Genomic DNA, 26,632 nt, shown 5'->3' with positions numbered 1-26,632 from the left:
AACGCGGCAAGCCGTTTCACATCATGCCGCCAGGAACTGCTGTTCCTGCGCTACACCGAGCTCGGCCAGGTAGCATTTCAGGCGGTACAGGCGTTGCCGGTAATTGCCTTCCGGCCCCGTTACGCCGCAATCGACGCGTTCGAACAGACGCACCACCTGATCTAGCAGCTGGCGCTCCTGCGCCGTGCGGACCAATACCAGGCGCCGCTTGCCGCGGCCATGCGTGGCGCTGATATCGATCAACAAACAATGCCCCTGATCGGCCGCATGCAGATCGAGCAGCAGCGCCTCGGCACGCGACAGATGAAAGCGGCGCGCCAGCTCCAGCCGCGCCGCCAGCAAAGGGTGGCTCTGGCCCAGCTGGCGCAGGTGCCCGTCGGCGTGCAACGCGGCGCACTGGCCCCAGTCGCCGGACTCGCCGTGCGGCGCAATCTTCGCCAGCGCCGCCTCCGCTTCACTGCTGCCCTGCGCCTGCGCCTGCAGCAGCCAATAGGCAGCACGCACATCGTTGTTGACCCCATCGCGGCGATTGCGCCAGGCATGCATGCCGCACTCGAGCTGAGCCGGGCCATGCCCCAGGTCGGCGGCACGTTCCAGGCAGGCATGGGCTTCGACCACATTGCGCTGGGAAAATTCCGGTTTTGTATAGATGCGCGACAGCACGAACCAGGCTTCGGCCAAGCCCTGTTCGCCCGCCTGCGTCAGCCAGCGCACGGCCCGCTTGAAATTGGCCGCGCCGTTGCGCGTAGCCAGCCGCTGGCCATGCGCATCCATGCGCGCATAGCCAAGCCCCAGTTCCAGCTGCGCCGTGCGGTCGCCGCCATGCGCGGCCAGCTCGCAACACTGCCAACCCTCGGCATCGCCGCCAGGCGCCAGTGCCTGGGCGCAACGCGACAGCAACAGCACCTGCTGCGCGTCGAGGGTGATGGCACGCGCACCGGCCGCCGCCTGGCGCTGTAACAGCTCGCGCGCCAGCGGCAAGCCTTGCGACAGGAATCCGGCATGGTCGCCCTGGCTCCAGGCCTGCTCCAGTCCGGCATGCAGCGGCGTATCCCCATCGAGGGCATGCTCGGCAACAAGGCTGCTATCGGGCACGCAGGCTGCGGACGATCCTTCTTGCATGGATAATAACCATTGCGCATCGGGCAAGCCGGCGCGCACGGCGGCGTCCAGCGCCACGCGCGCCTTGGCGCGCAAAGTTTCACAACTGCTGGCGGCGTTGCCCAGCACCAGTTGCGCCAGCACCAGGCCCGCCTGCACCAGGCCCGCATCGAACGCCTGCGCGTAATACGGAATCAGCGTCCTGGCTGCCGGTTGCGCCACTTCGAAAGGCACGTGCGTACCAATCAGCAAGCATGCTTCCTGGCTATCTTCCTGGGCCGCCCGCGCCAGCCAGTGCAAGGCGGTCGGCAAGCTCTGCGGCACACCCTGTCCGAACAGATACAGCCGCCCCAACGCCAGCTGGCAAGCCACATCGCCGGCACGTGCGCCCTTGATCAATCCTAATGTTTCGCGATTTGCCATCGATTCTCGATATTGAGTCAATGATTCTAATAATAGTGCGTCGTCTCCGGGCCCATCAGTGCAGGCCGTCTCCCTTAGTGTAACGTCCTTGTGTCATAAATCCGCCAAAGCCGGCTTAAGAACTTGATTCAACGCAACAACCTCCGGGCCAGAACACGCCAAGATGGCAAGGCGCCGCCACCGTGGCGATGGGAGAACGCTGGCCATCGGCGCAGGATTGGCAGAAACCGCGCGTTACAAAAATACAACAGGGCCATGGATTTATGACGCTTTTCACCAATCTTTTCACGCACATTTGACCAATCCCGCACGTCTTGCGCGCCGACGAATTAAGGTTCATTCATCGAAACGCGGCAGTTAGCGCATTTCAATCTGCTCGGATCTCGGACGGAACTCACTTTTAATAGGGAATAAGACATGAAAAAATCACTCGTTGCCCTCGCACTCTTCGGCGCCTTTGCCGCAACCGCACAAGCGCAGTCGTCCGTCCAAATCTACGGCACGATCGATGCAGGCCTGGGTAAAGCGACTGGTTCGACCACCGCCGTCACCAAACGCGACAACAACAAACTGGGTTTCAAGGGCACGGAAGATCTGGGCAATGGCTTGAAAGCTATTTTCCAACTGGAAATTCGCTATGAATCCGACACCGGCACCATCGAAAACACCTCGGGCGCCAATTCGCGTCCCCTGTTCCAGGGTCAAAGCCGCGTCGGCCTGCAAGGCGACTTCGGTACCGTACGCCTGGGCCGTGGCCTGACCGCTTTCCAGGAAACGAGCACCGGTTTCGAACCATGGTCGGGCATGCCTACGCCAGCCGGTTTCCAGACCGACCTGACCGTGGCCGCCTATAGCAGCGATCCGCTGAGCGCGCCAGGCAACTCGAAAAACCGCTTCTCGAACGCCGTGTTCTACAACTCGCCAGTGATCAGCGGCTTCCAGTTCAACGCCACCGTGGCCGCCAAGGAAGCGAACAACAACGCCCTCGTTGCAGCCTCCGTGCGCAACCTGACGACGAATGCCACCGGCAACTTCGCCGTGCCAGCCAATGTGGTGCCAGCATCGAACCCGTACTCGGTATCGGTAACGTACAACTACGCGCAGTTCGCCGCCATGGGCGCCTACGAGCGTAACGGCCTGCAAGCCAAGCTGTGGTCGGTCGGCGCATCGTTCAATCCGATCGCAGAATTGAAACTGATGGCAACGTACCAGCATCAGGATGACGGCAATTTTAAAATCGTCAACACCGACACCAAATCGTGGGTGCTGGGCGCGAACTATGACGTCGGCCCAGGCAAGATCCGCGCTGGTTACGGTCAGAAAACGCCGGATGGCGTCGCCAAGACCAAGCAAGCATCGCTGGGCTACGACTACAATCTGTCGAAGCGTACCTACCTGTACGCAGATATTTCGAACAAGAAATCGGCCAGCGCCACCAACTACAACAACACCACCTCGGTCAATTACATCGGCCTGGGCGTACACCACAACTTCTAATGCCCCGCACGTCACCCTTCGCGGGTGATTGCTGAGCAAGGATTGCAAAGCGGCATGGGCAACCATGCCGCTTTTTTCATGCGCGCGCGGAAAATGCACCGGCGCCCTGCCCTTTGCGCCTATGCCGGCGCACTCTCGGTTAGAATGAAGTGTTCATCCTTCACTGACAGACATTCTCAATGACCGCCACACTCGATTCCAGCACCGTCGCCCAGTACCTGAGCGAGCATCCGACTTTCTTCGAAGAGCATACCGCGCTGCTCGGTGAGGTCAAGCTGAGCAGCCCGCTGACGGGACGCACCATCTCGCTGCAGGAGCGGCAGATGGAAGTGATGCGTGACAAATACAAGGCGCTGGAACTGCGCATGTCCAAGCTGAGCCGCCTGGCCGAGGAAAATGGCGACATCGCCAGCAAGTTCCACGGCTGGAACCAGGCCATGCTGCAAGTGCGCAGCGATGCGGCCATGCCGCGCGTGCTGGTCGATGCATTGCAAAGCAATTTTGACGTGCCCTATGTCAGCCTGCGCCTGTGGCAAGTGCTGCCTGAACACGCCAGCGGCTGGTTCACGGAAGATGTCACGGCCGACGTGCGCATGTTCGCCAACAGCCTGCAAGCGCCGTACTGCGGCAGCAACCGCGATTTCGAAGCCGTGCACTGGCTGCAGGCGGATAAAATCGAATCGACCGTCATGATCGCCCTGCGCGCGCCCGGCACCACGGGCACGTTCGGCTTGCTGGTGCTCGGCTCGCCCGACAGCGAACGCTTTACCTCCAGCATGGGCACGGACTTCCTCGTGCACATCGGCGCCACGGCCAGCGCCGCCCTGGCCGCGCTGCGCGCCGGCTCGCCTGCCTGAGTCAGCCATGGGCGAGGCGCGCGGCAAGGCCGAATGGCTGGCCAGCTACCTGGCGCAGCTGGCCACGCAGCGCAAGCTGTCGCCGCATACGCTGGACGCCTACGGGCGCGACCTGCGCGCCTTGCTGGAACTGAGCGGCAATACGCCCTGGACCGCCCTCGCGCACAACGAAATACGCCGCTACACGGCCAAGCTGCACAGCGGCGGCCTCGACCCGCGTTCGATCGCCCGCAAGCTGTCGTCGTGGCGGGGCTTTTTCAACTGGCTCAGTGGCGAGACCAAGCTCGACGCCAACCCTGTCGACGGCATCCGCGCGCCCAAGCGGGCCAAAACGTTACCAAAAGCCCTGTCAGTGGACGATGCCGTGCGACTCGTGGCGCCCGCGCAACACCAGCAAGGTAGCGCCGAGCCGGAGCAATTGTGCAACCGCGCCATGTTCGAGCTGTTGTATTCGAGCGGTTTGCGCGTCTCCGAACTGACCAGCCTGGACACCCATTACTGCAAGGCCGAGGGCGGCCAGCCCGCCTCGCTGGGCTGGCTTGACATGGCCAGCTTCGAAGTCATCGTCACGGGCAAGGGTAGCAAGATGCGCAAGGTGCCCGTCGGCAAGGCAGCCCTCGTCGCGCTGGCCAGCTGGCTGGCCGTGCGCCCACCTGCCAGGGATGGCAGCGCTGCCTTGTTTTTAAGCACGCGCAACACGCGCATCTCGCCGCGCGTATTGCAGCTGCGCCTGAAGGCGCATGCGCTGGCCGCCGACATTCCCGCGAACGTGCACCCGCACGTGCTGCGCCACTCGTTTGCCTCGCATGTGCTGCAATCGTCGGGCGACTTGCGCGCCGTGCAGGAAATGCTCGGTCATTCCAGCATCACCTCGACCCAGGTCTACACGGCCCTCGATTTCCAGCATCTGGCGCACGTGTATGACCAGGCGCACCCGCGCGCCAAGCTCAAGTAGGTAGCCGCACCCGTTGAGCAGCCTGATCCATATCAAGCGGATAGGCGCACATTTGCAAGCATTTGCAAAATTCCGGCATAATCGTCCGCATTCTTCCGCTTGCGCGGTGGCACCATCGATTACAGCATAGGCATCTCTCATGGCACTGATTCCAACCACCATCCTCACCGGTTTCCTGGGCGCAGGCAAAACCACCTTGCTCAACCGCATACTGCAGGAAGACCATGGCATGCGCATCGCCGTGATCGAAAACGAGTTTGGCCAGGAAAACATCGACAATGAAATCCTGGTACAAGATAGCAACGAACACATCATCGAGATGAACAACGGCTGCATCTGCTGCACCGTGCGCGGCGACCTGATCGTGGGCCTGACGGAACTGGCGCGCAAGCGCGACGCCGGCCTGCTGGCGTTTGACCGCGTCGTCATCGAAACGACGGGCCTGGCCAATCCCGGCCCCGTGGCGCAAACCTTCTTTGTCGATGAAGAAGTGGGCAGCCACTACATGCTCGATGCCATTATCACGGTGGTCGATGCCCGCCATGCCATGAAGCAACTCGACGAATACGAGGAAGCCCAGCGGCAAGTGGGCTTTGCCGACAAGCTGCTGCTGTCGAAAACCGACCTCGTCAGTGAAGAGGACGTGGCCACGCTGACGCGCCGCCTGAAGCGCATCAATCCCCGCGCGCCTATCGCCAAGGTCGATTTCGGCCGCGCGCCGCTGGCCGACGTACTCGACATCCGCGGCTTCAACCTGAATGAAAAGCTGGAACTGGACCCGAATTTCCTGGCCACCGAAACGGCGCATGTGCATGATCATGACCATGCGCATGAGCACGCAGGTGAGCACGGCCACAAGCACGCACACGAACACAGCGATGCTTGCGCCACCGATTGTGGTCACACCGACCACCACCATGCGCAACACAGCGACGATATCGCCGCTTTTGTTTTCAAGAGCACGCAACCATTCGACAGCGCCAAGCTTGACGAGTTCCTCGGCGGCCTGGTGCAAGTGTATGGCCCGCGCATGCTGCGCTACAAAGGCGTGCTGCTGATGCAGGGTGCCGAACGCAAGGTGGTATTCCAGGGCGTGCACCAGTTGATGGGCAGCGACCTGGGTGCCAAATGGGGCGAGAATGAAGTGCGCGGCAGCAAAATGGTGTTTATTGGCAAGAATCTACCAAAAGACATTTTTATTCGCGGACTCGAACAATGTTTGGTATAAACTAGCCGGGTTTTGCCAATTGTCCGTTGCAAAGCAGAAACAAAAGGGAAAGTTAAGCACGCTTTCCCGCTGTCCGACACCCATCTTGCTGGTATAAACCAACAAGTAGCCGTCTCTGATCGGCTAGGCAACAAATCGGGATGGCAATATAAGGCAAAGCGTGCCAAAATCAGCGACGAAAACGGCCCATGTCGTTGGCCTGTCATGAAATGCTGGCAAACTGCCGCTGGCCACATGCCAGGCATGCAAGCGATCCACCCAACACGCCCGTTGTCGCGCGCATAGCGCGACTGGCATAGAGCGGTAAAAAGTTATCAACATGGCACCATAGCCTGCCGGTAATCCTGGCTTTCGCCGGCAAGCCAAGGTCGCAAGCAGTACAGCGGGACAGCAATGCCAAGCGGAACCTGTACAGTTGCTCGGTATCGCCGCATCAACTGATCAATTTGAAAACTCTGTCGTATCGAAGGTAAGCGAAGTTATGACCAAAACTAATAAATCGACCCCGGCCGCCAACCAAGACATCCCTCTCATCAGCGAAGACCAAATTCGCGCCATGAGCGAAGATGACTACATGAATCCGGCACAACTGGCATTCTTCAAGGCGCGCCTGCAGCAGCTCGAGAAAGACCTGCTGAAAAACGCCGGCGAAACCACGGAACACTTGCGTGAAACCGTGCTGGTCCCGGACCCTGCCGACCGCGCCACCATCGAGGAAGAGCATGCGCTGGAACTGCGCACGCGCGACCGCGAACGCAAATTGCTGAAGAAAGTGCAGCAATCGATCGCCAGCATCGACGCCGGCGACTATGGCTGGTGCGAAGAAACGGGCGAGCCTATCGGCATCCCGCGCCTGATCGCCCGTCCCACCGCCACCCTGTCGCTGGAAGCTCAGCAACGGCGCGAACTGAAGCAAAAGCTGTACGGCGACTGATCGCCCCTCCCCTTGCGTGGCCGCTCCGGTGGCTCCGCAAGGACGAAAAAAAAGCACACAACCTGCGTTGCGTGCTTTTTTTTCGTCCTGCGCCGACTACACTGAAGCAGGCACTGCCGCTTGCAATTGCCTTTTCCATCCCCACTTTTGAGCCATGGGCGCGCAGGCACACGACGCTGCACGCATCGGCACGAATCTTTTGAGGTCACTATGGAACAATTTCACGGCACCACCATCCTCTGCGTCCGGCGCGGCAAGCAAGTCGCCCTGGGCGGCGATGGCCAGGTAACTTTGGGCAACATCGTCATGAAGGGTACGGCCCGCAAGGTGCGTAAGTTGTATCAGGGCAAGGTCCTGGTCGGCTTTGCCGGCGGCACGGCCGACGCCTTTACCCTGCTCGACCGTTTTGAAGGCAAGCTGGAAAAGCACCAGGGCAATCTGCTGCGTGCCTCCGTCGAACTGGCCAAGGACTGGCGCACCGACCGCGTGCTGCGCCGCCTGGAAGCGATGCTGCTGGTGGCCGACAGCGAGTCGACCCTGGTCATCACGGGCAATGGCGATGTGCTGGAACCGGAAGACGGCATCGGCGCGATCGGCTCGGGCGGCACCTATGCCCAGTCGGCCGCCAAGGCGCTGCAGGAAAACACGGACTTGTCGCCGGCCGAAGTGGTCAAGAAATCGCTGACCATCGCCGCCGAGCTGTGCATCTATACGAATATGTCCCACATCATCGAGACCTTGGACTAAGTCCAAGCGCGCCTGAGCAAAGAATAGAAAGCCATTATGATCATGAACATGACTCCGTCGGAAATCGTCACCGAACTCGACAAGCACGTGGTGGGCCAGGCCAAGGCCAAGCGCGCCGTCGCCATCGCCCTGCGCAACCGCTGGCGCCGCCAGCAGGTGGCCGAGCCACTGCGCCATGAAATCACGCCCAAGAATATCCTCATGATCGGCCCCACGGGCGTCGGCAAGACGGAAATCGCGCGCCGCCTGGCCAAGCTGGCCGAGGCGCCGTTCATCAAGATCGAAGCGACCAAGTTCACGGAAGTGGGCTATGTGGGGCGCGACGTCGACACCATCATCCGCGACCTGATCGACATCGGCATCAAGCAGACACGCGCGCTGGAAATGAAGAAAGTGCGCGCACGCGCCGAAGATGCGGCGGAAGACCGCGTCATCGACATCCTCGTGCCGCCGGCACGCGACTTCGGCTTCACGCCGAATACGCCGGCGGCCGTGGACAGCGGCAGCGGCAGCGGCGACAGCACGCGCCAGACCTTCCGCAAGCGATTGCGCCAGGGCGAGCTCGATGACAAGGAAATCGAAATCGAGCTGGCCGAGGCGAGCCCGCAGATGGAAATCATGGCGCCGCCGGGCATGGAAGAAATGACGGAGCAGATCAAGTCCATGTTCTCGGGCGTGGGCGGGCAGCGCAAGAAGGCGCGCAAGGTCAAGATCCGCGAAGCATTGAAACTGCTGGTCGAGGAAGAAGCGGCCAAGCTGGTCAACGAAGATGAGCTCAAACAGAAGGCCATCCAGAACGTCGAGCAGAACGGCATCGTCTTTCTGGATGAAATCGACAAGATCGCTTCGCGCTCGGAGTCCGGCGGCGCCGACGTCTCGCGCGCGGGTGTGCAGCGCGACCTGTTGCCGCTGGTCGAAGGCACGACCGTCAACACCAAGTACGGCATGATACGCACGGACCACATCCTGTTCATTGCCTCGGGCGCCTTCCACCTGGCTAAGCCGTCGGACCTGATTCCCGAACTGCAGGGGCGTTTCCCCATCCGCGTGGAACTGGAATCGCTGTCGATCTCGGACTTCGAGCGTATTTTGACCAGCACCGACGCCTGCCTGACGATGCAGTACGAAGCCTTGCTGGCGACGGAAAACCTGAAGCTGCAATTTGCGCCGGAAGGCATCACGCGCCTGGCGGAAATCGCCTATTCGGTCAATGAGCGCACGGAAAACATTGGCGCGCGCCGTCTGTACACGGTGATGGAAAAATTGCTGGAAGAAGTGTCGTTTACGGCCAGCGAAGGCAGCAGCAGCACGGAAAACCTGCTGGTGATCGATGCCGCGTATGTCAACGAACGCCTGGAAGCGCTGTCGGTCAACGAGGACCTGTCGCGCTACGTGCTGTAGTCAGGGAGGGGAACACCGATGGCAAACAAGGCATTGGCGACGCGGCAGAAAATGCAGTTCCGCGTCGAACCCTCGCAAAAACCGCGCAATCCGGTCGCCACGGCCGCCTTGCAGCGCGCCGCCGGCGCGCACGTGAAAACCGTGTCTGCCCAGCGCCAGCAGGAAAAACGCCTGCTGGCGACATTGCTGCTGAAGGTGGAAACGGACAAATAGGCCGCCCGCGGACACCCCGGTCAGGGGCGTCCGCCATCAGGCCACTCTCTGCCGCAGCAGCATCCCCTTAGAAACGGTAGGATGCGCCCAGCGAAAACATGTCGACCTTGGTCGTTTGCTTGTCGTTGTACTTCACGGGCACGCGATCCCAGTCGAGGTGCAGCGACCAGTTCTGGTTCAGCGCATATGCCGCGCCGATGCCGTAGATCAGGCCAGCCTTGTTCTTCTTGTCCGAACCGCCGCCCAGATAATCGACCTTGCCCTGCGTGTAAGCCACGCCGGCACGCCCGCTCAGGGTGAAGGCATCGAACTGGTAGCCGAGCACGCCCTGCACGCCGGCGCCGGTGAACTTGCCGCGGCCGGCGCGCTTGCCGGCGCCAGTGTCGAAGCCGGACTTGACCTCTCCGCCCAGATACCCCACCAGCTCAACCGAAGGCAGGGCCACGCCGCCCTGAAACGGCAGCGCGTCGAAACTGTAGCCCACGTAGGCCTTGCCATTGCGCTTGCTGCTTTTGTCGCAATCGCCTTGTCCTGGCACGCAGTCGAGGCCGGTATTGGCGCGAAAGCCGTAGCTGGCGCCCGCGTAGATGGGACCCGGCGCAGGCTCGGCTGCGGCCGCCACGGCGTGCAGAGGAGCGATGGTGGCCAGCGCCAACAGCGCTGCGGGGAAACGGAAAGATGGGAACATGGATAACCTCTACAAGTGGATGGATTGCCTGGTTGTAGCGCGCTGCGCGAGCCACAAGCGGGAGTGTCATCTCTTTTGCCGAGAAGTACTATCACCTTGTGCAAAGTGCCATTTGCGGCTACATTCGGTACCGTCATCCGCCACCAAACTTGTAAAAAAGGATATCTCGTGAGTTCACCTGAACTGGTTTTGCGCGTGTTGCGCACCCAATTGCGCGCCGCCGGCATCACGTATAAGGTATTGGCCGAGCGCATCGCCATGAGCGAGTCGAGCGTCAAGCGCATGTTTGGCCAGCACGATATGTCGCTGTCGCGCCTGGCCCTGATCTGCAAGGCCTCGGGCATCGCCATGGAAGACGTGCTGCGCGGCGCGGCCGACATCACGCCGCACGCCGACACGCTCACCCTGGTGCAGGAAAAGTCGCTGGTGGCGCATCCGCGCTTGCTGCTGGTGGCGATCTGCTGCCTGGGCCACTGGAGCCTGGAGCAGGTGGTGGAAACGTATGCGCTGACGCAGGCCGAATGCATCGGCTGCCTGGCCGAGCTGGACCGGCTAGGCTTGATCGAACTCAAACCGCTGAACCGCTACAGCCTGCGCGTCTCGAACGCCTTCCACTGGCTGGCCGACGGTCCCGTGCAGCAGTACTTCCGCGAGCATGTGGTGGCCGATTATTTCAGCGGGCATTTCGACGGCGCCGGCGAAACCCTGATGTGCATTCCGGCGCGCCTGTCGTTGTCGAGCGCGCAAGAGCTGGTGCAGAAAATCCGCCAGCTGGCCGAGGAACTGGCGCGGCTGCACCAGAACGACCGGCGCCTGGCGCCCGCCGAGCGCGATGGCTTTACCCTGCTGCTGGGGTTTCGCTCATGGGAGTTTGCCGCCTTCACGGCCCTGCGCCGCAGCACGACGCCCGCCGCCCCGGCTGCGCCTTACCAGACCGGTCCCAGGAACAGATAGAAGGTGCTTTCGCCCCCCTTCGACGCGCCCGATGCCACGTACACGGGACCGAAGCGCGTATCGACGGAGATGAAGGCGCTGCTCGCCTGCGTGAACTTGCTGGCTTTCCAGCGCTCGCTCTGATCGAAGCCGCCACCCATTTCCAGCGAAAAGCCGGCCCGCACGACGCCGCCCAGGGTGCTGGGCAGGGAACCGATGCGGCGCGCCATCACAAAGCGCGCCAGGGCGATGCTGCGCCCACTCACAGATTGAAAATCCGTGCCGGACAGGCGCAGGAAGCCACCCAGACTGAGCGGCGCCTCGCCACGCTGCGAGCGCGCCCATTCGCCATACACGTGGCCGGCCCAGTTGCCGCGGCTAAAAGCCTTCAACCCCGTAATGGACGATTGGCCCACGGCCGTTTCGCCCGATCCCGTGGTCGTATCGCGCGTCCAGGTAGCATCGAACAGCACGCCGCGCGTGGGGAAACCGGGCGAATCGAGCGTATCGACGCGGAACTGCACGAACTGCGTGGTGCCCAGCGCACGCAACTCCGGCTGCGCAGGGTCGGCCGGAATCGCCAGCTTGCCCTTGACTTCCCGTCGCGTGACGCCAAACTGCAAATCGCCCCAGTTGCCGAACTGGCGCCCCAGCACCAGTGCAGCCGTCTGGCCGTTATACGCCAGGCGCGCGCTGCGCCTGCCCTGGTCGAACAAATCCATCGCCGACGAGGTGTATTGCAGCTGCGGTGCGATGTACCAGGGGTTGCCGGCGCCCAGCGGCTGCCAGAACTGCACGCCATAACCGCGCGCATTGCCGATCTGCGCCGTGCTGCGCAACTCGCCACCCCAGCTGTTAAAATTCGAGCGCACATGCAGCAGCTTCAGGGCAAAGCTATTGCTGTCCCTGAAGTCGCTGGCCATTTCCAGGCCCACGCGCAGGCGGCTGCTGGCCCATGGCGCTTCGACCGCCTTGATGCTGACCGTGCGCTGGTCGCCGGCATCAACCACTTCCGTCTCCACGCGCGCCACGTCGCCCCGGCCATACAGCTTGGCCGCCGCCTTGAGCACATCTTCCTGGCTGACCGGCTGCCCTTCCACCAGTCCCGATTGCGCCTGCAAGATGCGCGGGTTGATGTCGCCTTCGCTCTCCACGGCCAGGCGCGTGAGCGGCAAGGCCACGTCCAGCAAGGCCGGCGCCGCCAGGCGCAGCTGCTCGCGCGCCGCGTACTGTTCCGGCGGCAGGGCCAGCGGCGCCAGGCGGGTGGCCAAGGCCTGCGCCGCCTGTTCGCCGGCGCGCATGGCGCGTGCATAATTTTCAAAGTCAAGAAAACTCACGCCCGTCAAATCCGGCGCCACCAGGATATCCTGCGGACGCAATTCCTTGAGCGAGCGCTGCACGTTTTGCTCCGTGAGGATCTGCAGCATCTGCTGCGCCACGCCGATAGCGCTGCCCAGCTCTTTTTCCGGCGCCAGCGGCGTGCCCACGTTGACGGCGATGATGATGTCGGCCCCCATGGCGCGCGCCATGTCGACGGGCAGGTTGCGCACCAGACCCCCATCGACCACCAGCCGGTTGTTCACGCGCACGGGCGCAAACACGCCCGGCACGGCCAGCGAGGCGCGCATCGACAGGAACAGCGGCGTGTCGACCAGCTCCACCAGCTCGCCATTCACCAGGTCGGACGCCACCGAGCGGAAAGGCAAGGGCAACTGGCTGGCGGGGCGGTCGCGCATGCCGGCCGGCAGCAGCCGGTTCAGCGCTATTTCCAGCGCCGCGTTGCTGGCCGCGGCCGGCGGCGTGGAAATGCCGTTGCGGCTGGTGCCAAACTCGATGCGCGACGGCAGCAATAAATCTTCCTCGCGGCGGCGGAACGCCAGTTCGTCGCGCGGCGGCCGGTCGGCCACCACGCGCGCCCAGTTGGTTTCGCGCGCCATCTTTTCCAGGTCGGCCACGGAAGCGCCGGCCGCATACGCGCCGCCCACCACGCCACCCATGCTGGTGCCCACCACCATGTCGATCGGCACATGCAGCTCCTGCAGCACTTTCAATACGCCGATATGCGCGAGACCGCGCGCGCCACCGCCCGACAGCACCAGGGCGATGCGCGGGCGCGCCGGTACAGGCGGGGGGACGGCAAGGGTGGAAACGGCGGTAGAGGTAGTGGCGGCGGGGACGTCGGCTGCGGCAGCCGGCGGCAAGACGCACAGCGCCGCCACGCAGCCCGCCAGGACGGCACGGATCGAGAACATGAAGACTCCTGTAGCGATGGCGGCATGGTGCCATCGGCAAAATACGATAAGAACAGCGTTAATTCGACGGCGGCGTGCTGGTGGTGCTCACTTGCGGCACCGGCATCATGGTTGCCGGACGTTGCTGCTCCATCGGCAGCGGCGGCGGCACCAGGTTCGTGACGGGCGCAGGGGCCGCAGCCGGCGTTGGGGTGGCGGACACTTGCGCCGGCATGGCCAGCGCCTTGTCGTCGGCCACCAAGTCGAGGCGCTTGCTCACGCCGCCATCGCGCAGCAACACATGGCGCGCATGCACTTCCAGCACCGTCACGCCGGGCACCACCTCGGCGCCTTCCGGCAGGGCCACGGACGGCTTGCCGTCGGTCGAGATGATGGCCACGCTGCCGCGGCCATTGCTGGCCGCTACCACGCCCTTGAGCTGGTAGTTGCTGGCCGTGGCCACGCTGACCTGGCCGCCGAACAGCGAGGCGCCCGCCTCCACGCTGGCATCCTGCACCACCGGCACGGCGGGTGGATTGATGGGGCGTTGCGGTGCCTTGAACAGCTGCATGGCCCAGTAGGCCAGCGACACGGACAGCGCCACGACGGCGAGCAAACTTGTAAATTGAGGCAAACGCTTCATGGCTTCCTTGAGTCTCTTATTTGACCAGCTGATTGATTTCGATAATCGGCATCAGCACGGCCAGCACGATCAGCAACACCACCACGCCCATGGCCAGGATCAGGGCCGGCTCCAGCAGGCCCGCAATGGTCAGGGTGCGGCGTTCCAGGTCCTGCTCCTGCGCGCTGGCGGCGCGTTCCAGCATGGCCGGCAGCTCGCCCGTGATTTCGCCCGCGCGTATCATGTGGATCAGCATGGGCGGAAAATGCTTTTGCGCCGACAGCGCGCGTGCCAGGCTGACGCCCTCGCGCACGGCGCCGCTGGCTTCTTCCACCAGTTCCTGCATCGCCACATTGGTCAGCGTATCGCGGCTGGTATCGAGCGCGCGCAAGATCGGCACGCCGGAGCCCGTGGTGATGGCCAGGGTGCTGGCGAAACGCGCCGTGTTCAGGCTGCGCTCGAACTTGCCGTACAGGGGCGCCGTCAGCAGCCAGGTATGCCAGCGCCGTTTCAAGGCCGGCTGCTGCAGCGCGCGGCGCCAGGCCACCCAGGCGCCGGCGAGGGCAATCGCCACGACGATGCCGTAATGGCGCACGAAGTCCGACAGCGCCAGCATGATCACCGTGAGCATGGGCAGCTTTTGCTTGGTATTGGCAAACACGGAAACGATCTGCGGCACCACGTAGGTGAGCAGGAAGATCACGATGGAAAACGCCACCACCGTGACGATGGCCGGATACGTGAATGCCAGCTTGACCTTCTGCACCAGCGCATTGCGCCGCTCGATATAGTCGGCCAGGCGCGACAGCACGCGCGACAAATGGCCGATCTGCTCGCCGGACGCCACCAGCGCCCGATAAATTTCCGCGAAATCGCGCGGATGGCGCGCCAGCACGTCGGAAAACGCGGCGCCGCCGATCACTTCCGAACGGATCGAGGCGATCAGGTCGCGCAGATACGGCCGCTCGGCCTGTTCCAGCAGCGCGGAAAAGGCCTGCTCCAGCGGCAGGCCCGCTTCCAGCAGGCTGGCCAGCTGGCGCGTAAACAGGGCCAACTCGGTGCTGGACAGGCGCTCGCCGAAGCCGCGCCGCCTGGTGACGCCGGCGGCGTCGACCTGCGCGGCGATCGGTTCGACGGCCAGCGGCACTAGGCCTTGCACGCGCAGCTCGGCGCGCGCGGAACGGGGACTGTCGGCATTGAGCACGCCCTTGCGGGTGGCACCCTGGGCATCGACGGCTTCATAACGGAATGCGGGCATGGTGGCGGGCCTAGTCTTTGGTCACGCGCAGCAATTCAGCTTGCGTGGTAGTGCCGTCGCGCAGCCAGCGTTCGCCGTCGTCGCGCATGCTCGTCATGCCATCCTGCAGGGCGACCGCGCGCACGTCCGCTTCCGAAGCGCGGTTGTGGATCTGCGCGCGGATCTGCTCCGTCGTGCGCAGCAACTCGTACACGCCCACGCGGCCCTGGTAGCCCGTCTGGCCGCACTGCTCGCAGCCGACCGCCTGCCAGTATTGCCCGTCGAAGGTCTTGCACGCGCCGCACAATTTGCGCACCAGGCGCTGCGCCAGCACGCCCAGGAGCGACGACGACAGCAGAAACGGTTCGATGCCCATGTCCAGCAGGCGGGTGACGGCCGCCGAGGCATCGTTGGTATGCAAGGTCGCCAGCACCAGATGGCCCGTCAGCGAGGCCTGCACGGCAATCTGCGCCGTTTCCAGGTCGCGGATCTCGCCGATCATGATCACATCGGGATCTTGCCGCAGAATCGCCCGCAACGCCTTGGCAAATGTCATGTCGATGCGCGGATTGACCTGCGTTTGCCCCACGCCGGCAAGGTCGTACTCGATCGGGTCTTCCACCGTCAGGATGTTCGTGGTGGTGGCATTGAGCATCGACAGCGCCGCGTACAGCGTGGTGGTCTTGCCCGAGCCGGTGGGACCGGTGACGAGCACGATGCCGTGCGGTTGCGTGATCAGGCCATCGAACTGCTTCAGCATGGGCGCGCTCATGCCCAGGTGCTGCAGGTCGAGGCGGCCCGCTTCCTTGTCCAGCAAGCGCAATACGGCCCGTTCGCCATGCCCGGTGGGCAGGGTCGAGACGCGCACGTCGACGGGTTTGCCGCCCACGCGCAGGGTGATGCGGCCGTCCTGCGGCAAGCGTTTTTCGGCGATGTCGAGCTGCGCCATGATCTTGATGCGCGAAATGAGCGAACCGTGGATGGCCTTGCGGGGGCGCACCACGTCGCGCAGGCTGCCATCGATGCGAAAGCGCACGACGGACGTCTGCTCGAACGGCTCGATGTGGATGTCGGACGCGCCTTCGCGCAGCGCCTGCGTCAGCAGCGCGTTGATCATGCGGATGACGGGCGCATCGTCGGACGATTCGAGCAAGTCCTCGATGGCCGGCACGTCCTGCAGCAGCTTGGTGAGGTCCAGGTCGGCGTCGAATTCATCGGCCATCTGCGACGCGTCGCCGCCACCGCCCGCGTAGGCGCCAGCAATGGCAGCATCAAGTTCGCCGCGCGGCAGCACCGTCAATTGAATCTGGCCGAAACGGCGCGACACTTCGGCAATCGCCGCCGGCGCCGTCGATGCGGCCACCAGCACCTCGACCGGGGCGCCGTCGACGGCGCCGGGCCGGGCCAGCAGGCCGAAATCGCGCGCGAAGGCGTAGGGAAGCAGATTACTCATGGCTGTCCCATCACTTCTGCTGCGGCAATTGCTGCTGCTGGTATTGCTGCAGCAGCGGCTGCGGCGGCGTGGCCGCGTTGGCCGGCGCGCCTGGCGGCGGCGTCGGCGCCGGCGGCACGGGTCGCGTCACCATGTTGCCGCCCACCGGCTGGCCATCCTGCAGGGCCGGCAAGACGGGCGTGCCCAGGTCTTTCAGCATCAGGTTGCCCGTGGCCGGCACGGCGGCCGTCTCGGCCGAGCGCATGTAGTCGTAACGGTCGGCCGCCAGGCTGCCGCTCTGCTCCTTGTTGCGCACGATGACAGGGCGCAGGAAGATCATCAGGTTGGTTTTCTTGCGCTCGCGCGTCTGGTACTTGAACAGGTTGCCGATCAGGGGAATGTCGCCCAGGCCGCGCACTTTCTCCGCGTTGTCGCCCGTGGTGTCCTCGATCAGGCCACCGAGCACGATGATCTGGCCATCGTCGGCCAGCACATTGTTTTCGATCACGCGGTTGTTGATGGTGATGCCGCTGACGGCCGACGCGGTGGATTTGTCCACGCTCGACGTCTCGTGATAGATGCCCAGCTTGATGGTGCCGCCCTCGGAAATCTGCGGGCGCACCTTCAGGGTCAGGCCCACTTCCTTGCGGTCGATGGTCTGGAACGGGTTGGTGTTGGTGCCGGCCGTACTGGTGTACTGCCCCGTCAGGATAGGCACGTTCTGGCCCACCTTGATGGTCGCCAGTTCATTGTCCAGGGTGATCAGGTTCGGCGTCGACAGGATATTCGCATTGCCGTCCGATTCCAGCGCATGCGCCACGGCGCCCAGGCCCAGCGCGCCGTTGATCTGCTTGAAGATGCCCAGGGTCAGGCCGCCCGTCGGCAAGACCTTGCCGCCGCCCGTGGCGATGGCGCCGATGTTGTTGGTGGTGCCGCCGGCGAACGACTGCAAGGCACCTACGCGGTAGTTGCTGCCGCTGTCGCCGGACAGGCCCAGCCACTGTACGCCGAATTCGGACGCCTTGGCCGACGTCACTTCGACGATCAGCGCCTCGATGTAGACTTGGGCGCGGCGCACGTCGAGCTGGTCAATCACGGCGCGCAGGTTGCGGTAGACGGCTTCGTTACACGTCAAAATCAGGGTATTCGTCGACGCATCGGCCTGGATGAAACCGGCCGCGCCGCCCGACGACAACTGCTGCGGCCCATTGTTCAGCGAGGCGCCGCCCGTGCTGCCGCTTTGCGTATTGCCGCCCAGGCCAGTGCTGTTCATGCCGCTGTTGTTCTGGCTGATCTGGTTATTCGTGCTCTGGTTGCTGGTGCCCTGCTGCGCCGTGGCGGCCGTGCCGTCCGACGTCACCACCGAGCGCAAGGTCTGCGCCAGCTTGGTGGCGTCCGCATTTTTGAGGTACACCACGTGCACATTGCCCAGCTGCGTGGTGGGCTGGTCCAGCTTCGAGATCAGCGACTTGGCCAGGTTGGCGCGCGCCGCCGACGGCGCGCGCAGCACCAGCGAATTGGTGCGCGGGTCGGCCAGCACGGAGACCTTGCCAGCGTCGGCCCCTGCGGCGGCGCCCGCATTCCCGCCTTCCATCAGTTTATTGACCATCGAGGCCAGGTCGGACGCGATGGCATAGCGCACGGGGATCACGTCCAGGTCCGTCGAGGCGGGCACGTCGAGCGCGGCGATGATCTTCGCCAGGCGCTTGAGGTTATCCGCGTAATCGGTGATCACCAGCGAATTGTTGCCCGGGTTGGCGTTGATCGTGTTGTTCGGCGAGATCAAGGGGCGCAGCACGGCCAGCAGGTTGGCCGACGATTCGTAGTTCAAGTAAAACACCTGGGTGGCGATCTGGTCGCCCTTCACCTGGCTGGCGCCATTGCCCACCTGGGTCGGCACGGACTGCAGCTTGGCGTCCGCTTCCGGCACCACTTTCGCGTAGCCGTCGCCGGAGACCACCGCATAGCCCTGCAGGCGCAAGGCCGAGGCCAGCAGCCCGAAGGCCTGCGTCTTGCTGATCGATTTTTCCGACACCAGGGTGATCGTACCCTTGACGCGCGGGTCGATGACGAAATTGATGTTGGTGTAATGGCCCACGGCCTTGATCACCGATTCGATGTCGGCGCCGACGAAATTGAGCGCCGCTTCATCGCCGGGCGCGGCCCAGGCGGGTGCCGGCATGCCGGCCACGGAACAGCACAGCAAGGCGGCGGCCGACAGGCGGCGCAGCGAAAAGGAGAAAGTATGGGGGCTCACGGATGGTTTTTTCATTGTCTGAACTCTAAGGCGATGATGTTTTTTTCGCTATTGCTACGGCGCTGTCCCAGCAAATTCAACAAACTCGCCAAGGTCTCTTCATATCCTGCTGCGGCCTGGGCCTGGCCGGAAAACTGCATGCGCCCCTGTTGCAGGCTGCCGCTGCCGTCGAGCAGCAGCGGTCCCTTGATGGAGCGCAATGTCAACGTCGCCTGCTGCCCCTGCCAATCGAAATCGAGCTCGTAGCTGCCCAGCGGACGCAGCGACGACAGACGCGACGCCATGTCCGTCATTTGCAAGGTGGTGCGGCCGACGGCGGAAAACTGCCGCTGCTCCAACGCCAGCTGCAAGGTGCTCCACGACAATCGCATGCTGCCCGTCGGCGCCACGGTATTGAGCGGCGCGCCCAGGCCACCGAGGCCATCGGCCGGCAGCAGCAGGGCCGCCGGACTGACCTGCCAGTGCGACCACGAACCGCGCAAGTTCACCGGCTGCGACAGCGCCTGCGGGTTTTGCAATTCCACGTCCGCCGATCCCCACAGCACCGAGGGCGAAATACGCCAGCTGAAACGCCCCGGCAGCAGGGGCGTCACGGCGCCGTTCGCGCTGGCCGCCCCGCCGATAAAGGCCGAGCCGCGCCACAGGGTACCTTGCGCGTCGCCCAAGGTCAAACGTCCGCCCGTCTGCTTTTCCACGATGCCGGCGACCCAGCCGGCCGGGAAAAATACCAGCAGGGTGACGCAGACGCTGACGATGATGGCTAGCAGCCAGCCAAGCAAGCGCCTCATCGTGCCGCGCCAGGGCTCTGGTGCAGGGTCAGGCTGGCATCGACCAGCCCAGCCTTGCCCTGCGCCGTGATCTTCGCTTCCTGCACCGCCACGCGGCCTTCGCGGCGCAAACCGTCCAGCCACAACATGACGCTGGCAAACGGCACGCCATTGAGCTGCACGCGCGCATATTCGCCCGTCAGCGACAGCGATTGCGGCGCCAGGCCGCGCGCCTTCAACGACGCATCGAGGCTTTCACGGCCCATGGGCGCGACCTGCACAGGCGCCTGGCGCGCCAGTTCGCCCGCTTCGCGCGCCAGCGCCTGCAACTGCGCCGCGTTCTGGCGCAGCTCGGGCAAACTCTTTTGCAAGGCGATGCGGCCCGTCCAGGCCGGCTCGAAGAACACCGCGTAGACGAAGGCCAGGCCCGCCACCACGCCGCCGATGGCGAGCAGCTTGCGCTCCTGCTGCGTGCGTTCGGCCCAGAATGCCTGCACATTTTGCTGTTGGCCCACCAGCGCGGCGCGCACCTTGTTGACTGCTGCACTCATGCTTTTGCTCCCGTGGCCGGCGTGATCTTCCACACGCCCGGCGCCGTTTCATTCAAGGCCAGCTTGCGCGCGGCCAGGCCATCGCGCACCTGCGCCTGGGCGCTGGCGTCGACCATGTCCGGTTTCAGCTTGACGATCAGGCTGCGCTCGCGGTATTCCAGCGACGCCACCACGCCGCGCCCGGCCAGCCCGCCCAGCGCCTCGCCCAGCGCCGCGCTCATGCTGGTGAAGTCATCCATGCTGGCCTGCCCGCTTTGCAGGCGGGCAGCAGCGATATTGCGCCGCATCTGCTCCGCTTCCAGGCCATACACGGGCGCTTCATTCGGATACGCGGCCTTGAAGGTTTGCTGCATCGAGGTGCGCACGGTGGCGGCCTCGCGCTTCAAGCGCATCCATTCGATATTCATGCCGGCCAGGTTGACGATCACGGCCAGCAGCGCCAGGCGCAGCGGCCAGCGCCAGCGGCGCCATTCGGTGGCCGATCCCGTGGTCGTGCCCAGCGCGGGCGCCAGGTCCAGCCCCGCGCCCTTGGCGCCGGCGATCCAGTGCGCCCAATGGTCGCTCTCCAGCGTCACGCCCTCCATGCCGACAGCCAGCTGTTGATATTGCGCAAGCTCGGCCTGCGCCACGTAGACCGTCAGGGGCACGTCGCCGGCAAACGCGCGCGTCGTCAGCAGCGCCTGCTGCGGCTGGGCCGGCAAGACCAGGCCCAAACCCTCTTGCGGCGCCTGGCGCAAGGCCAGTTCCAGGCCGTCGCCGGCCGCGTGCAAGGAGGCCGTCACACTGCCCGGCTGCAAGGGCAGGCACAGCTGCGATGGCAGCAGCGCCACCTTGCGCGCGCCCTGCGCCAGCAAAGCCTTCACCAGTACCTCGGCCCAGGCGCGCTGCGCCACGGCGACCGTGCGCATGCCGGCAGCGTCGGGCGCACCGGCGGCCAGCAGGCAATCCTGAGTATCACCGAGGATATGTTCTTCCACCAGGCCAGGCAAGGCCGCGCGCAGGCGGGCGCCGGCCAGCGGCGGGGTTTTCAGGCGCAGCAGGGTCACGTCGGCCGCCGCCAGCAGCAAGACCACCTGCTTCGCGCCAGCAATCAGCTGACCCAGGCTGCCCAGCGGCGCGCTGCCCTGCTGCAACAGGGCGCCGCCGTCGCCGGCCAGCACGAAGGAGCAGGCAGGCGCGCTGTCGGTGGACGCCTTGGCCGGGTGACGGATATACAATATTGTCAAAGTGACTCGCTTTCAGCTGTTAATTTTCTCGCAACCAGACCAGGCGGGTTGCCCGCTCCCGGTCTGGTTGTCGATAGATGAGGGCCACGGCATCCAAGGCGGCGCGGTCCAGCCGCACGCGGATGACGGTAAGGAAGTAGCGGCTCTTCACATCGAGCTCCACGCCGTCGATCGGCTTGGCATTAATATTATTCTTGAAGTTTGCCAAATCGACAAACTTTTTGCGCGGATTGCTCAAGGTCAGGGCGCTGGCCTCGGACAAGGACATCATCGTCACGGCCGCCAGCACCTCGGCCGGCGCCGTATTCACATTCACTGCCGTCAATTCCGGCAGCACGATGATGAAGTCGCGCAGCTGCTCGATCATCTGCGGCGTATAACCGGGCACGGCCAGCAAGTCCTCGACCTGCGTGAAGGCCACCGGTTCGCTACTGCCGCCCGTGGCGGCGGGGGTAGCGGGCGTCTTGCCATCGGTGCCACTGTCGGGGGCACGCGGTTTTGGTTTCGCGCGCAGCACGGCATCAGCCGTGGCCTGCGCCAGGCCGCTGTCAAGCCGCAGGTTGGCCAGCAAACGCTGGTAAGCCTGCACCTGCGATGGATTGATGCCGCCCGTGGCGGCGACCAGGTTGGTAATATTAAACCGCGCCTGCGCATCGAGCGCGCGGCCCGACACAGTGGCGTCAAATTTTTCCGTGTCGACCTTTTCGCGGTCGACATAATCGTCGAGCCGCGCTTCCTCGATGGGCGTGGCCCACACGCCGTCCAGCGCCGTCTGCGTGGGATTGTCCTGGCGCAACCAGAAGCGGGCGAAGTCGACCATGCCGCGCATGGCCCACTGCGTCTGCAGGCGCAGGCGCTGGTTTTCCATCGAACGCACCTGCACCTGCTGCTGCCAGAACAGACTGGCGACAACGGTGATGGCCAGCGCTGTCAGCAGCAAGGCCGTGATGACGGCCACGCCGCGCTGGCGGCCGGGGCGGATAAACGGCTTCATCCCGGCCCCAACAAGAAGACTTTGGACAGGCCCGCATCCTGACCCGGCATTTGCAAGGTCACTTCCAGGCCCGGCACTTGCGCGGAGATGGTGGCGCCGGCCGTCAGCACGTTCCAGGCGCCATTGCTCCAGCCCCGCATGACCATGCTGTCGACGCCGCGCATGAGGGCCACGTCGGCGTTGGAGGTATCGGTATCGTCGCGCGCCGCCTGCCACAGGGTGTCGAGCACGGCCAGGTCGCGCGTGCCGTTCGACTCGCGCCGCGTCAGCACGCCGCCGCGCAGACGGTAAGTGACCACTTGCAACTGCTGCGGCTCTTGCTCCGACGCGGCCAGGCGCACCAGGGTCAAGCGGTCGGTCTCGGCGCTCAGGTTGGTGCGGCCATTCAGCAGGGTATTGCCCTGACCGGCACCGGCCAGGTGATCGCAATCGCTTTGCATCTGGGCAAACGCCAGCTGCATGCCGCGCGCCTGCTCCAGCTGGCTGGTCAGCACTTCGCGCGAACGCATGATGCTGTCCAGGCCGCGCCAGCCCAGCACGGCGACCATGGCCAGGATGCCGATCGCCACGAGCAGCTCGATCAAGGTGAAACCGGCGGCAGAATGATTGCGGCGCGCCATCAGTCGTTGAACGCCAGTAAGACCAGGCGCACGATGCGCCGGGCCGGGTATTGCACGTCGTACACGTTGACGCGCACTTGCCGGATACGGGGATTCGGCGTGGCCACCACTTCTTCTTCGCAGATCAGTTTTAAATCGCCTTGCGGGCAGTCGACCGTGCGCTTGCCCGTCTGCGGGAAGGTTTTCGCCAGGCGCAGCCGCACCAGGTGGTTTTCCGCCGACCAGGTGGCCATCATGGCGCTGCGCAAGCCGTCGCTGTTTTGCGTCAGGCTGCCCACGGCGCGCAGTGAGGCGCCCAGGGCCGTGCCGACGATGACCAGGGCGACCAATACTTCCAGCAAAGTGAAGCCGCGCTGGCGGCGTTGTCGGGAGATGCCCATCATTGTTCGACCGTGAAATGGCCGATGCCGTCGGCGCGGATGGCCACGCTGCGCTCACCGCTGGCCAAAGTCAGCACGAAAGGCTTGTCGACCGGTTCGCGGCCGAAGATGATGCGCAGCGGCTGCGCCACGCTGTTCGACGGCTGCACGCTGAGCAGCATAGGCGTATTGGCAAACGCGCGCTCGCGCAGCAAATCATCCTGCGTCACGGGTTGCCACAGCTTTTCATTGAGCACCAGGAAACGGTATTGATTGTCGTCAGCCTCGAACGCCACCTGCCGGCTGCGCACGATGGCTTCATCGCGCGCCAGCTGCAGCAGCAGGGCGATGCGCTCGGCTTCCTTCTGCAGCGCTTGCTGGCCATTCGGCATGGCGTTCAGCGACACCAGGCCCAGGGTCACCCCGATGATGACCATCACCACCAGCAATTCGATCAGCGTGAAGCCGCTGGCGCGTGGCCGGGGCAGTGCGCGACCGGTGGTCATGGCAAGCATGCAATGGAAAACTTACAGTTCCCAGGAGCCGATATCGGCATCGTCGCCGCTACCGCCAGGCTGGCCGTCGGCGCCCAGCGAGATCAGGTCGACTTCGCCTTTCACGCCCGGCGAAAGGTACTGGTACGGGTTGCCCCATGGATCCTTCGGCATCTTTTCCAGGTAGCCGCCCGCTTTCCAGCCATTCGCGGCCGGTCCCGTGGTGGGTTTTTCGATCAGCGCCTGCAAGCCCTGCTCGGTGGTCGGGTAGCGCTGGTTATCCAGGCGATACAGTTTCAAGGCTTGCATCACGGTGGCGATGTCGACTTTCGCCGCCGCCACTTTCGACTCGCCCGTGCGGGCGATCAGCTTGGGCACCACCAGCGAAGCGAGGATGCCCATGATCACCACCACGACCATGATTTCGATCAAGGTGAAGCCGCGCGCGCGGCGCTGGCGGGTCGGATGGTTTGCTGCGTTTTGCATAAGAAAGAGAGAAGAAGGTGAGTAATGAGTGCAGAGTATAAAGCGGAAATATGACAAAGCCTGTCATATAGGGAAAAAATTCTGCGCGGCTACTCAGAGCGGCAAGACCACTACACCGCAAACAGCGCAGCCAGGGTCGCGAGCGACCTGCATGCTGCTCCATTCCATGTGCAAGCCGTCGAGCAGCAGCAGGCGCCCGGCCAGCGATTGCCCCACGCCCATCACCAGTTTCAACGCCTCTGCCGCCTGCATGGCACCCACCACGCCCACCAGCGGCGCGAACACGCCCATAGTCGAGCACGCCTCATCCGTGAACTGCTGCTCCTGCGGAAACAGGCAGGAGTAACACGGCTGGGTACCCGTGCGTGGGTCGAACACGCTCACTTGCCCGTCGAAACGGATCACGGCGCCCGACACCAGCGGCACCCGGGCCGCCACGCAGGCGCGGTTGACGGCATGGCGCGTGGCGAAGTTGTCCGTGCAGTCGAGCACCACCGTGGCGGACAAGACCAGTTCGGCCAGGCGCGCGCCGGCCAGGCGCTCTTGCAAGGCAACGATGTCAATCTCGGGATTGATGCCGATCAAGGTTTCGCGGGCCGACAGCACTTTCGGCTGGCCCACGCGGGCCGTCGTGTGGGCGATCTGGCGCTGCAGATTGGTCAGGTCGACCGTATCGTCATCAACCAGGGTCAGCTTGCCGACGCCGCTGGCGGCCAGGTACATGGCCGCCGGCGAGCCGAGCCCGCCCGCACCGATCACCAGCACATGCGCATCGAGCAAGGCTTGCTGGCCTTCAATGCCGATCTCGTCTAACAGGATGTGGCGCGAATAGCGCAGCAGCTGATGGTCGTTCATGGCGGCGACTACGGTTTTCGCACAGGAATCTTCTTGTCGTCGGCCTTGATGTCGGAAGCGATTTCCGGCTTGGCGCTGATCTTCTCGCCCTTGGCCTCGACCTTGGCCAGCTGCACCGGCAAGCCCTGGAAGTGGTTCAACGCTTGCTGCAGTTGAAAGTCATCCTTGGCGCCGTATTCGAGCGGCTTGCGCTTTTTCGCCGTGGCGATCAGACGCTGCTCTTCTTCCATCTGCTCATGCATGCCTTCCATGGTCGGTTTGGCCGCTTCCGGCTTGCCATCGTTGCTGCTCAAGTGTTTTTCCAGGTCCGCCTCGCGCACGCGCAGGCTGTTCCAGCCATCGCCTTCGGCCGTTTCATCGACCAGCAAGTCGGGCACGATGCCGCGCGCCTGGATGGCGCGGCCTTTCGGCGTGTAGTAGCGGGCCGTGGTCAGCTTGACGGCCGTGTCGGCAGTGATCTGGCGCAAAGTTTGCACGGAACCCTTGCCGAACGTCTGCGTACCGATGACGGTGGCGCGCTGGTAATCCTGCAAGGCACCGGCGACGATTTCCGAGGCGGACGCGGAACCGGCATTGACCAGCACCACCAGCGGCACGGTTTTCAGCGCGGCCGGCAGCTTGGCCAGCGGGTCAGCCTTGGCGCCCGGTGGCGCATAGAATTCGCGGCGGCCATAAAACACTTGTTTCGACTCGGGCAACTGGCCCTTGGTGGAGACGATCACGGAGTTACCCGGAAGAAATGCTGTCGCCACGCCGATGGCGCCCGGCACGACGCCACCGGGATCGTTGCGCAAGTCCAGCACCAGGCCCTTCAGCTTGGGGTCTTGCGCATACAGCGCGTTGATCTTTTTGACCATGTCATCGACGGTCGGTTCCTGGAACTGGGCGATGCGCAGCCAGGCATAGCCGGGCGCGACCATCTTGGCCTTCACGCTTTGCACGCGGATTTCCTCGCGCACGATGGGGAACACCAGCGGCTTGCTTTCGCCCTTGCGCGACATCGTCAACACCAGCTTGGTGCCAGGCTGGCCACGCATCTTCTTGATGACATCCTCCAGCTGCAAGCCTTTCAGCGGGATATTGTCGAGACGGGTGATCAGGTCGCCCGCCAGGATGCCGGCCTTGGCGGCCGGGCTGTCTTCGATGGGCGAGACGACTTTCACGTAGCCGTCTTCCATGCTCACTTCGATGCCGATGCCGACAAACTTGCCCTGCACGCTTTCGCGCATTTCCTTGAAAGCATTCTTGTCGAGGTAGACAGAATGCGGGTCCAGCGACGAGACCATGCCGGAAATGGCTTCCGTCAGGAGTTTCTTGTCTTCCACCTTCTCGACATAATCAGACTTGATCAAGCCGAAGACATCGGACAGCTGGCGCAGCTCGTCGAGCGGCAGCGGGGCATTCGTGATTTTCTGCGCCACGGCCGGAAACTGCAGCGACATGCCGATGCCGGCCAATACGCCCAGACCAATCAGGCCGATACTTTTGACTTTGATGCCCATGTATTCTTCACAATCTACAAAT

Annotated in this window: 26 protein-coding genes; 9 read left to right on the top strand and 17 right to left on the bottom strand. The window is 63.9% G+C overall.

The genetic code is table 11. The features are described 5' to 3' along the window. Nucleotides 1–21: 21 nt before the first annotated feature. Entirely contained in the window at nucleotides 22–1,524 is a 1,503-nt protein-coding gene (locus tag ACQ4W0_RS08575; protein WP_436576379.1) for a tetratricopeptide repeat protein, read from the bottom strand. A 417-nt stretch (nucleotides 1,525–1,941) separates the two neighbouring features. Between ACQ4W0_RS08575 and ACQ4W0_RS08570 the strand changes: the two genes are divergently transcribed. From ACQ4W0_RS08570 to ACQ4W0_RS08535, 8 genes are all read left to right on the top strand, one after another. Then, nucleotides 1,942–3,021, top strand: a complete 1,080-nt coding sequence (locus ACQ4W0_RS08570; protein ID WP_436576378.1) for a porin — start codon at nucleotides 1,942–1,944, stop codon at nucleotides 3,019–3,021. 179 nt (nucleotides 3,022–3,200) lie between these two features. Next, on the top strand, nucleotides 3,201–3,878 hold the full coding sequence (locus tag ACQ4W0_RS08565) for a DUF484 family protein (protein WP_436576377.1): 678 nt from the start codon (nucleotides 3,201–3,203) through the stop codon (nucleotides 3,876–3,878). 7 nt (nucleotides 3,879–3,885) lie between these two features. Continuing rightward, nucleotides 3,886–4,833, top strand: coding sequence for a tyrosine recombinase XerC (locus tag ACQ4W0_RS08560; RefSeq protein ID WP_436576376.1), 948 nt, complete (start codon nucleotides 3,886–3,888; stop codon nucleotides 4,831–4,833). 139 nt (nucleotides 4,834–4,972) lie between these two features. Beyond that, a complete protein-coding gene (locus tag ACQ4W0_RS08555) occupies nucleotides 4,973–6,061 on the top strand; it encodes a CobW family GTP-binding protein (protein ID WP_436576375.1) in 1,089 nt (362 codons plus the stop codon). Nucleotides 6,062–6,542: 481 nt separating this feature from the next. After that, a complete protein-coding gene (dksA, locus tag ACQ4W0_RS08550) occupies nucleotides 6,543–6,995 on the top strand; it encodes an RNA polymerase-binding protein DksA (protein ID WP_034753066.1) in 453 nt (150 codons plus the stop codon). 210 nt (nucleotides 6,996–7,205) lie between these two features. Beyond that, nucleotides 7,206–7,742, top strand: coding sequence for an ATP-dependent protease subunit HslV (hslV, locus tag ACQ4W0_RS08545; protein ID WP_010394217.1), 537 nt, complete (start codon nucleotides 7,206–7,208; stop codon nucleotides 7,740–7,742). 42 nt (nucleotides 7,743–7,784) lie between these two features. Then, nucleotides 7,785–9,143 carry an ATP-dependent protease ATPase subunit HslU gene (gene hslU, locus ACQ4W0_RS08540; RefSeq protein WP_436576374.1) on the top strand — a complete coding sequence of 453 codons (1,359 nt, stop codon included), beginning with the start codon at nucleotides 7,785–7,787 and terminating at the stop codon, nucleotides 9,141–9,143. Between the two features lie 18 nt (nucleotides 9,144–9,161). After that, nucleotides 9,162–9,356 (top strand): hypothetical protein, encoded by a 195-nt coding sequence (locus tag ACQ4W0_RS08535; RefSeq protein WP_436576373.1) that lies wholly within the window; start codon nucleotides 9,162–9,164, stop codon nucleotides 9,354–9,356. Nucleotides 9,357–9,423: 67 nt separating this feature from the next. Here ACQ4W0_RS08535 and ACQ4W0_RS08530 read toward each other — a convergent pair whose 3' ends face one another. After that, nucleotides 9,424–10,044: an outer membrane protein gene (locus ACQ4W0_RS08530; protein ID WP_436576372.1), complete on the bottom strand. Its 621-nt coding sequence runs from the start codon at nucleotides 10,042–10,044 to the stop codon at nucleotides 9,424–9,426. Between the two features lie 168 nt (nucleotides 10,045–10,212). Between ACQ4W0_RS08530 and ACQ4W0_RS08525 the strand changes: the two genes are divergently transcribed. Then, nucleotides 10,213–10,998: a helix-turn-helix domain-containing protein gene (locus tag ACQ4W0_RS08525; protein WP_436576371.1), complete on the top strand. Its 786-nt coding sequence runs from the start codon at nucleotides 10,213–10,215 to the stop codon at nucleotides 10,996–10,998. On the opposite strand, the gene ACQ4W0_RS08520 is transcribed toward ACQ4W0_RS08525, so the two are convergent. From ACQ4W0_RS08520 to ACQ4W0_RS08450, 15 genes are all read right to left on the bottom strand, one after another. Then, nucleotides 10,971–13,229, bottom strand: a complete 2,259-nt coding sequence (locus tag ACQ4W0_RS08520) for a patatin-like phospholipase family protein (RefSeq protein ID WP_436576370.1) — start codon at nucleotides 13,227–13,229, stop codon at nucleotides 10,971–10,973. The two genes, ACQ4W0_RS08525 and ACQ4W0_RS08520, sit on opposite strands and share 28 nt — an antisense overlap. Nucleotides 13,230–13,287: 58 nt before the next feature. Further along, nucleotides 13,288–13,851, bottom strand: a complete 564-nt coding sequence (locus ACQ4W0_RS08515) for a type II secretion system protein N (RefSeq protein WP_436576369.1) — start codon at nucleotides 13,849–13,851, stop codon at nucleotides 13,288–13,290. A 16-nt stretch (nucleotides 13,852–13,867) separates the two neighbouring features. Then, on the bottom strand, nucleotides 13,868–15,088 hold the full coding sequence (gene gspF / locus ACQ4W0_RS08510; protein WP_436576368.1) for a type II secretion system inner membrane protein GspF: 1,221 nt from the start codon (nucleotides 15,086–15,088) through the stop codon (nucleotides 13,868–13,870). Nucleotides 15,089–15,098: 10 nt separating this feature from the next. Further along, complete coding sequence (gene gspE / locus ACQ4W0_RS08505; RefSeq protein WP_436576367.1) at nucleotides 15,099–16,520, bottom strand: type II secretion system ATPase GspE; 1,422 nt, start codon at nucleotides 16,518–16,520, stop codon at nucleotides 15,099–15,101. Between the two features lie 10 nt (nucleotides 16,521–16,530). Next, the gene (gene gspD / locus ACQ4W0_RS08500; protein ID WP_436576366.1) at nucleotides 16,531–18,771 is read right to left on the bottom strand and encodes a type II secretion system secretin GspD; all 2,241 of its coding nucleotides are present in this window, start codon (nucleotides 18,769–18,771) and stop codon (nucleotides 16,531–16,533) included. Next, nucleotides 18,768–19,544: a type II secretion system protein N gene (locus ACQ4W0_RS08495; protein ID WP_099760994.1), complete on the bottom strand. Its 777-nt coding sequence runs from the start codon at nucleotides 19,542–19,544 to the stop codon at nucleotides 18,768–18,770. Before ACQ4W0_RS08495 ends, gspD begins: the two co-directional genes overlap by 4 nt. Beyond that, nucleotides 19,541–20,074 (bottom strand): type II secretion system protein M, encoded by a 534-nt coding sequence (locus tag ACQ4W0_RS08490; protein ID WP_436576365.1) that lies wholly within the window; start codon nucleotides 20,072–20,074, stop codon nucleotides 19,541–19,543. The genes ACQ4W0_RS08495 and ACQ4W0_RS08490 overlap by 4 nt, the downstream gene beginning before the upstream one ends. After that, nucleotides 20,071–21,300 carry a type II secretion system protein GspL gene (gene gspL / locus ACQ4W0_RS08485; RefSeq protein ID WP_436576364.1) on the bottom strand — a complete coding sequence of 410 codons (1,230 nt, stop codon included), beginning with the start codon at nucleotides 21,298–21,300 and terminating at the stop codon, nucleotides 20,071–20,073. Before gspL ends, ACQ4W0_RS08490 begins: the two co-directional genes overlap by 4 nt. A 19-nt stretch (nucleotides 21,301–21,319) precedes the next feature. Then, nucleotides 21,320–22,294, bottom strand: coding sequence for a type II secretion system minor pseudopilin GspK (gene gspK / locus ACQ4W0_RS08480; protein ID WP_436576363.1), 975 nt, complete (start codon nucleotides 22,292–22,294; stop codon nucleotides 21,320–21,322). Continuing rightward, a complete protein-coding gene (locus ACQ4W0_RS08475; protein WP_436576362.1) occupies nucleotides 22,291–22,914 on the bottom strand; it encodes a PulJ/GspJ family protein in 624 nt (207 codons plus the stop codon). The genes gspK and ACQ4W0_RS08475 overlap by 4 nt, the downstream gene beginning before the upstream one ends. Then, nucleotides 22,914–23,297: a type II secretion system minor pseudopilin GspI gene (gene gspI / locus ACQ4W0_RS08470; RefSeq protein WP_436576361.1), complete on the bottom strand. Its 384-nt coding sequence runs from the start codon at nucleotides 23,295–23,297 to the stop codon at nucleotides 22,914–22,916. Before gspI ends, ACQ4W0_RS08475 begins: the two co-directional genes overlap by 1 nt. Then, nucleotides 23,294–23,788 carry a GspH/FimT family pseudopilin gene (locus ACQ4W0_RS08465; RefSeq protein WP_436576360.1) on the bottom strand — a complete coding sequence of 165 codons (495 nt, stop codon included), beginning with the start codon at nucleotides 23,786–23,788 and terminating at the stop codon, nucleotides 23,294–23,296. Before ACQ4W0_RS08465 ends, gspI begins: the two co-directional genes overlap by 4 nt. Before the next feature lie 12 nt (nucleotides 23,789–23,800). After that, complete coding sequence (gspG, locus tag ACQ4W0_RS08460) at nucleotides 23,801–24,253, bottom strand: type II secretion system major pseudopilin GspG (protein ID WP_436551494.1); 453 nt, start codon at nucleotides 24,251–24,253, stop codon at nucleotides 23,801–23,803. 93 nt (nucleotides 24,254–24,346) lie between these two features. Next, entirely contained in the window at nucleotides 24,347–25,108 is a 762-nt protein-coding gene (locus ACQ4W0_RS08455) for a HesA/MoeB/ThiF family protein (RefSeq protein ID WP_436576359.1), read from the bottom strand. Between the two features lie 8 nt (nucleotides 25,109–25,116). Next, the gene (locus ACQ4W0_RS08450; RefSeq protein ID WP_436576358.1) at nucleotides 25,117–26,610 is read right to left on the bottom strand and encodes a S41 family peptidase; all 1,494 of its coding nucleotides are present in this window, start codon (nucleotides 26,608–26,610) and stop codon (nucleotides 25,117–25,119) included. Between the last annotated feature and the right edge of the window lie 22 nt (nucleotides 26,611–26,632).

The sequence above is a fragment of the Janthinobacterium breve genome (assembly GCF_051380895.1).
Lineage (GTDB): Bacteria > Pseudomonadota > Gammaproteobacteria > Burkholderiales > Burkholderiaceae_D > Janthinobacterium.
The sequence above is the reverse complement of the archived record's forward strand: the minus strand, read 5'-3'. Positions and strand labels throughout refer to the sequence as shown.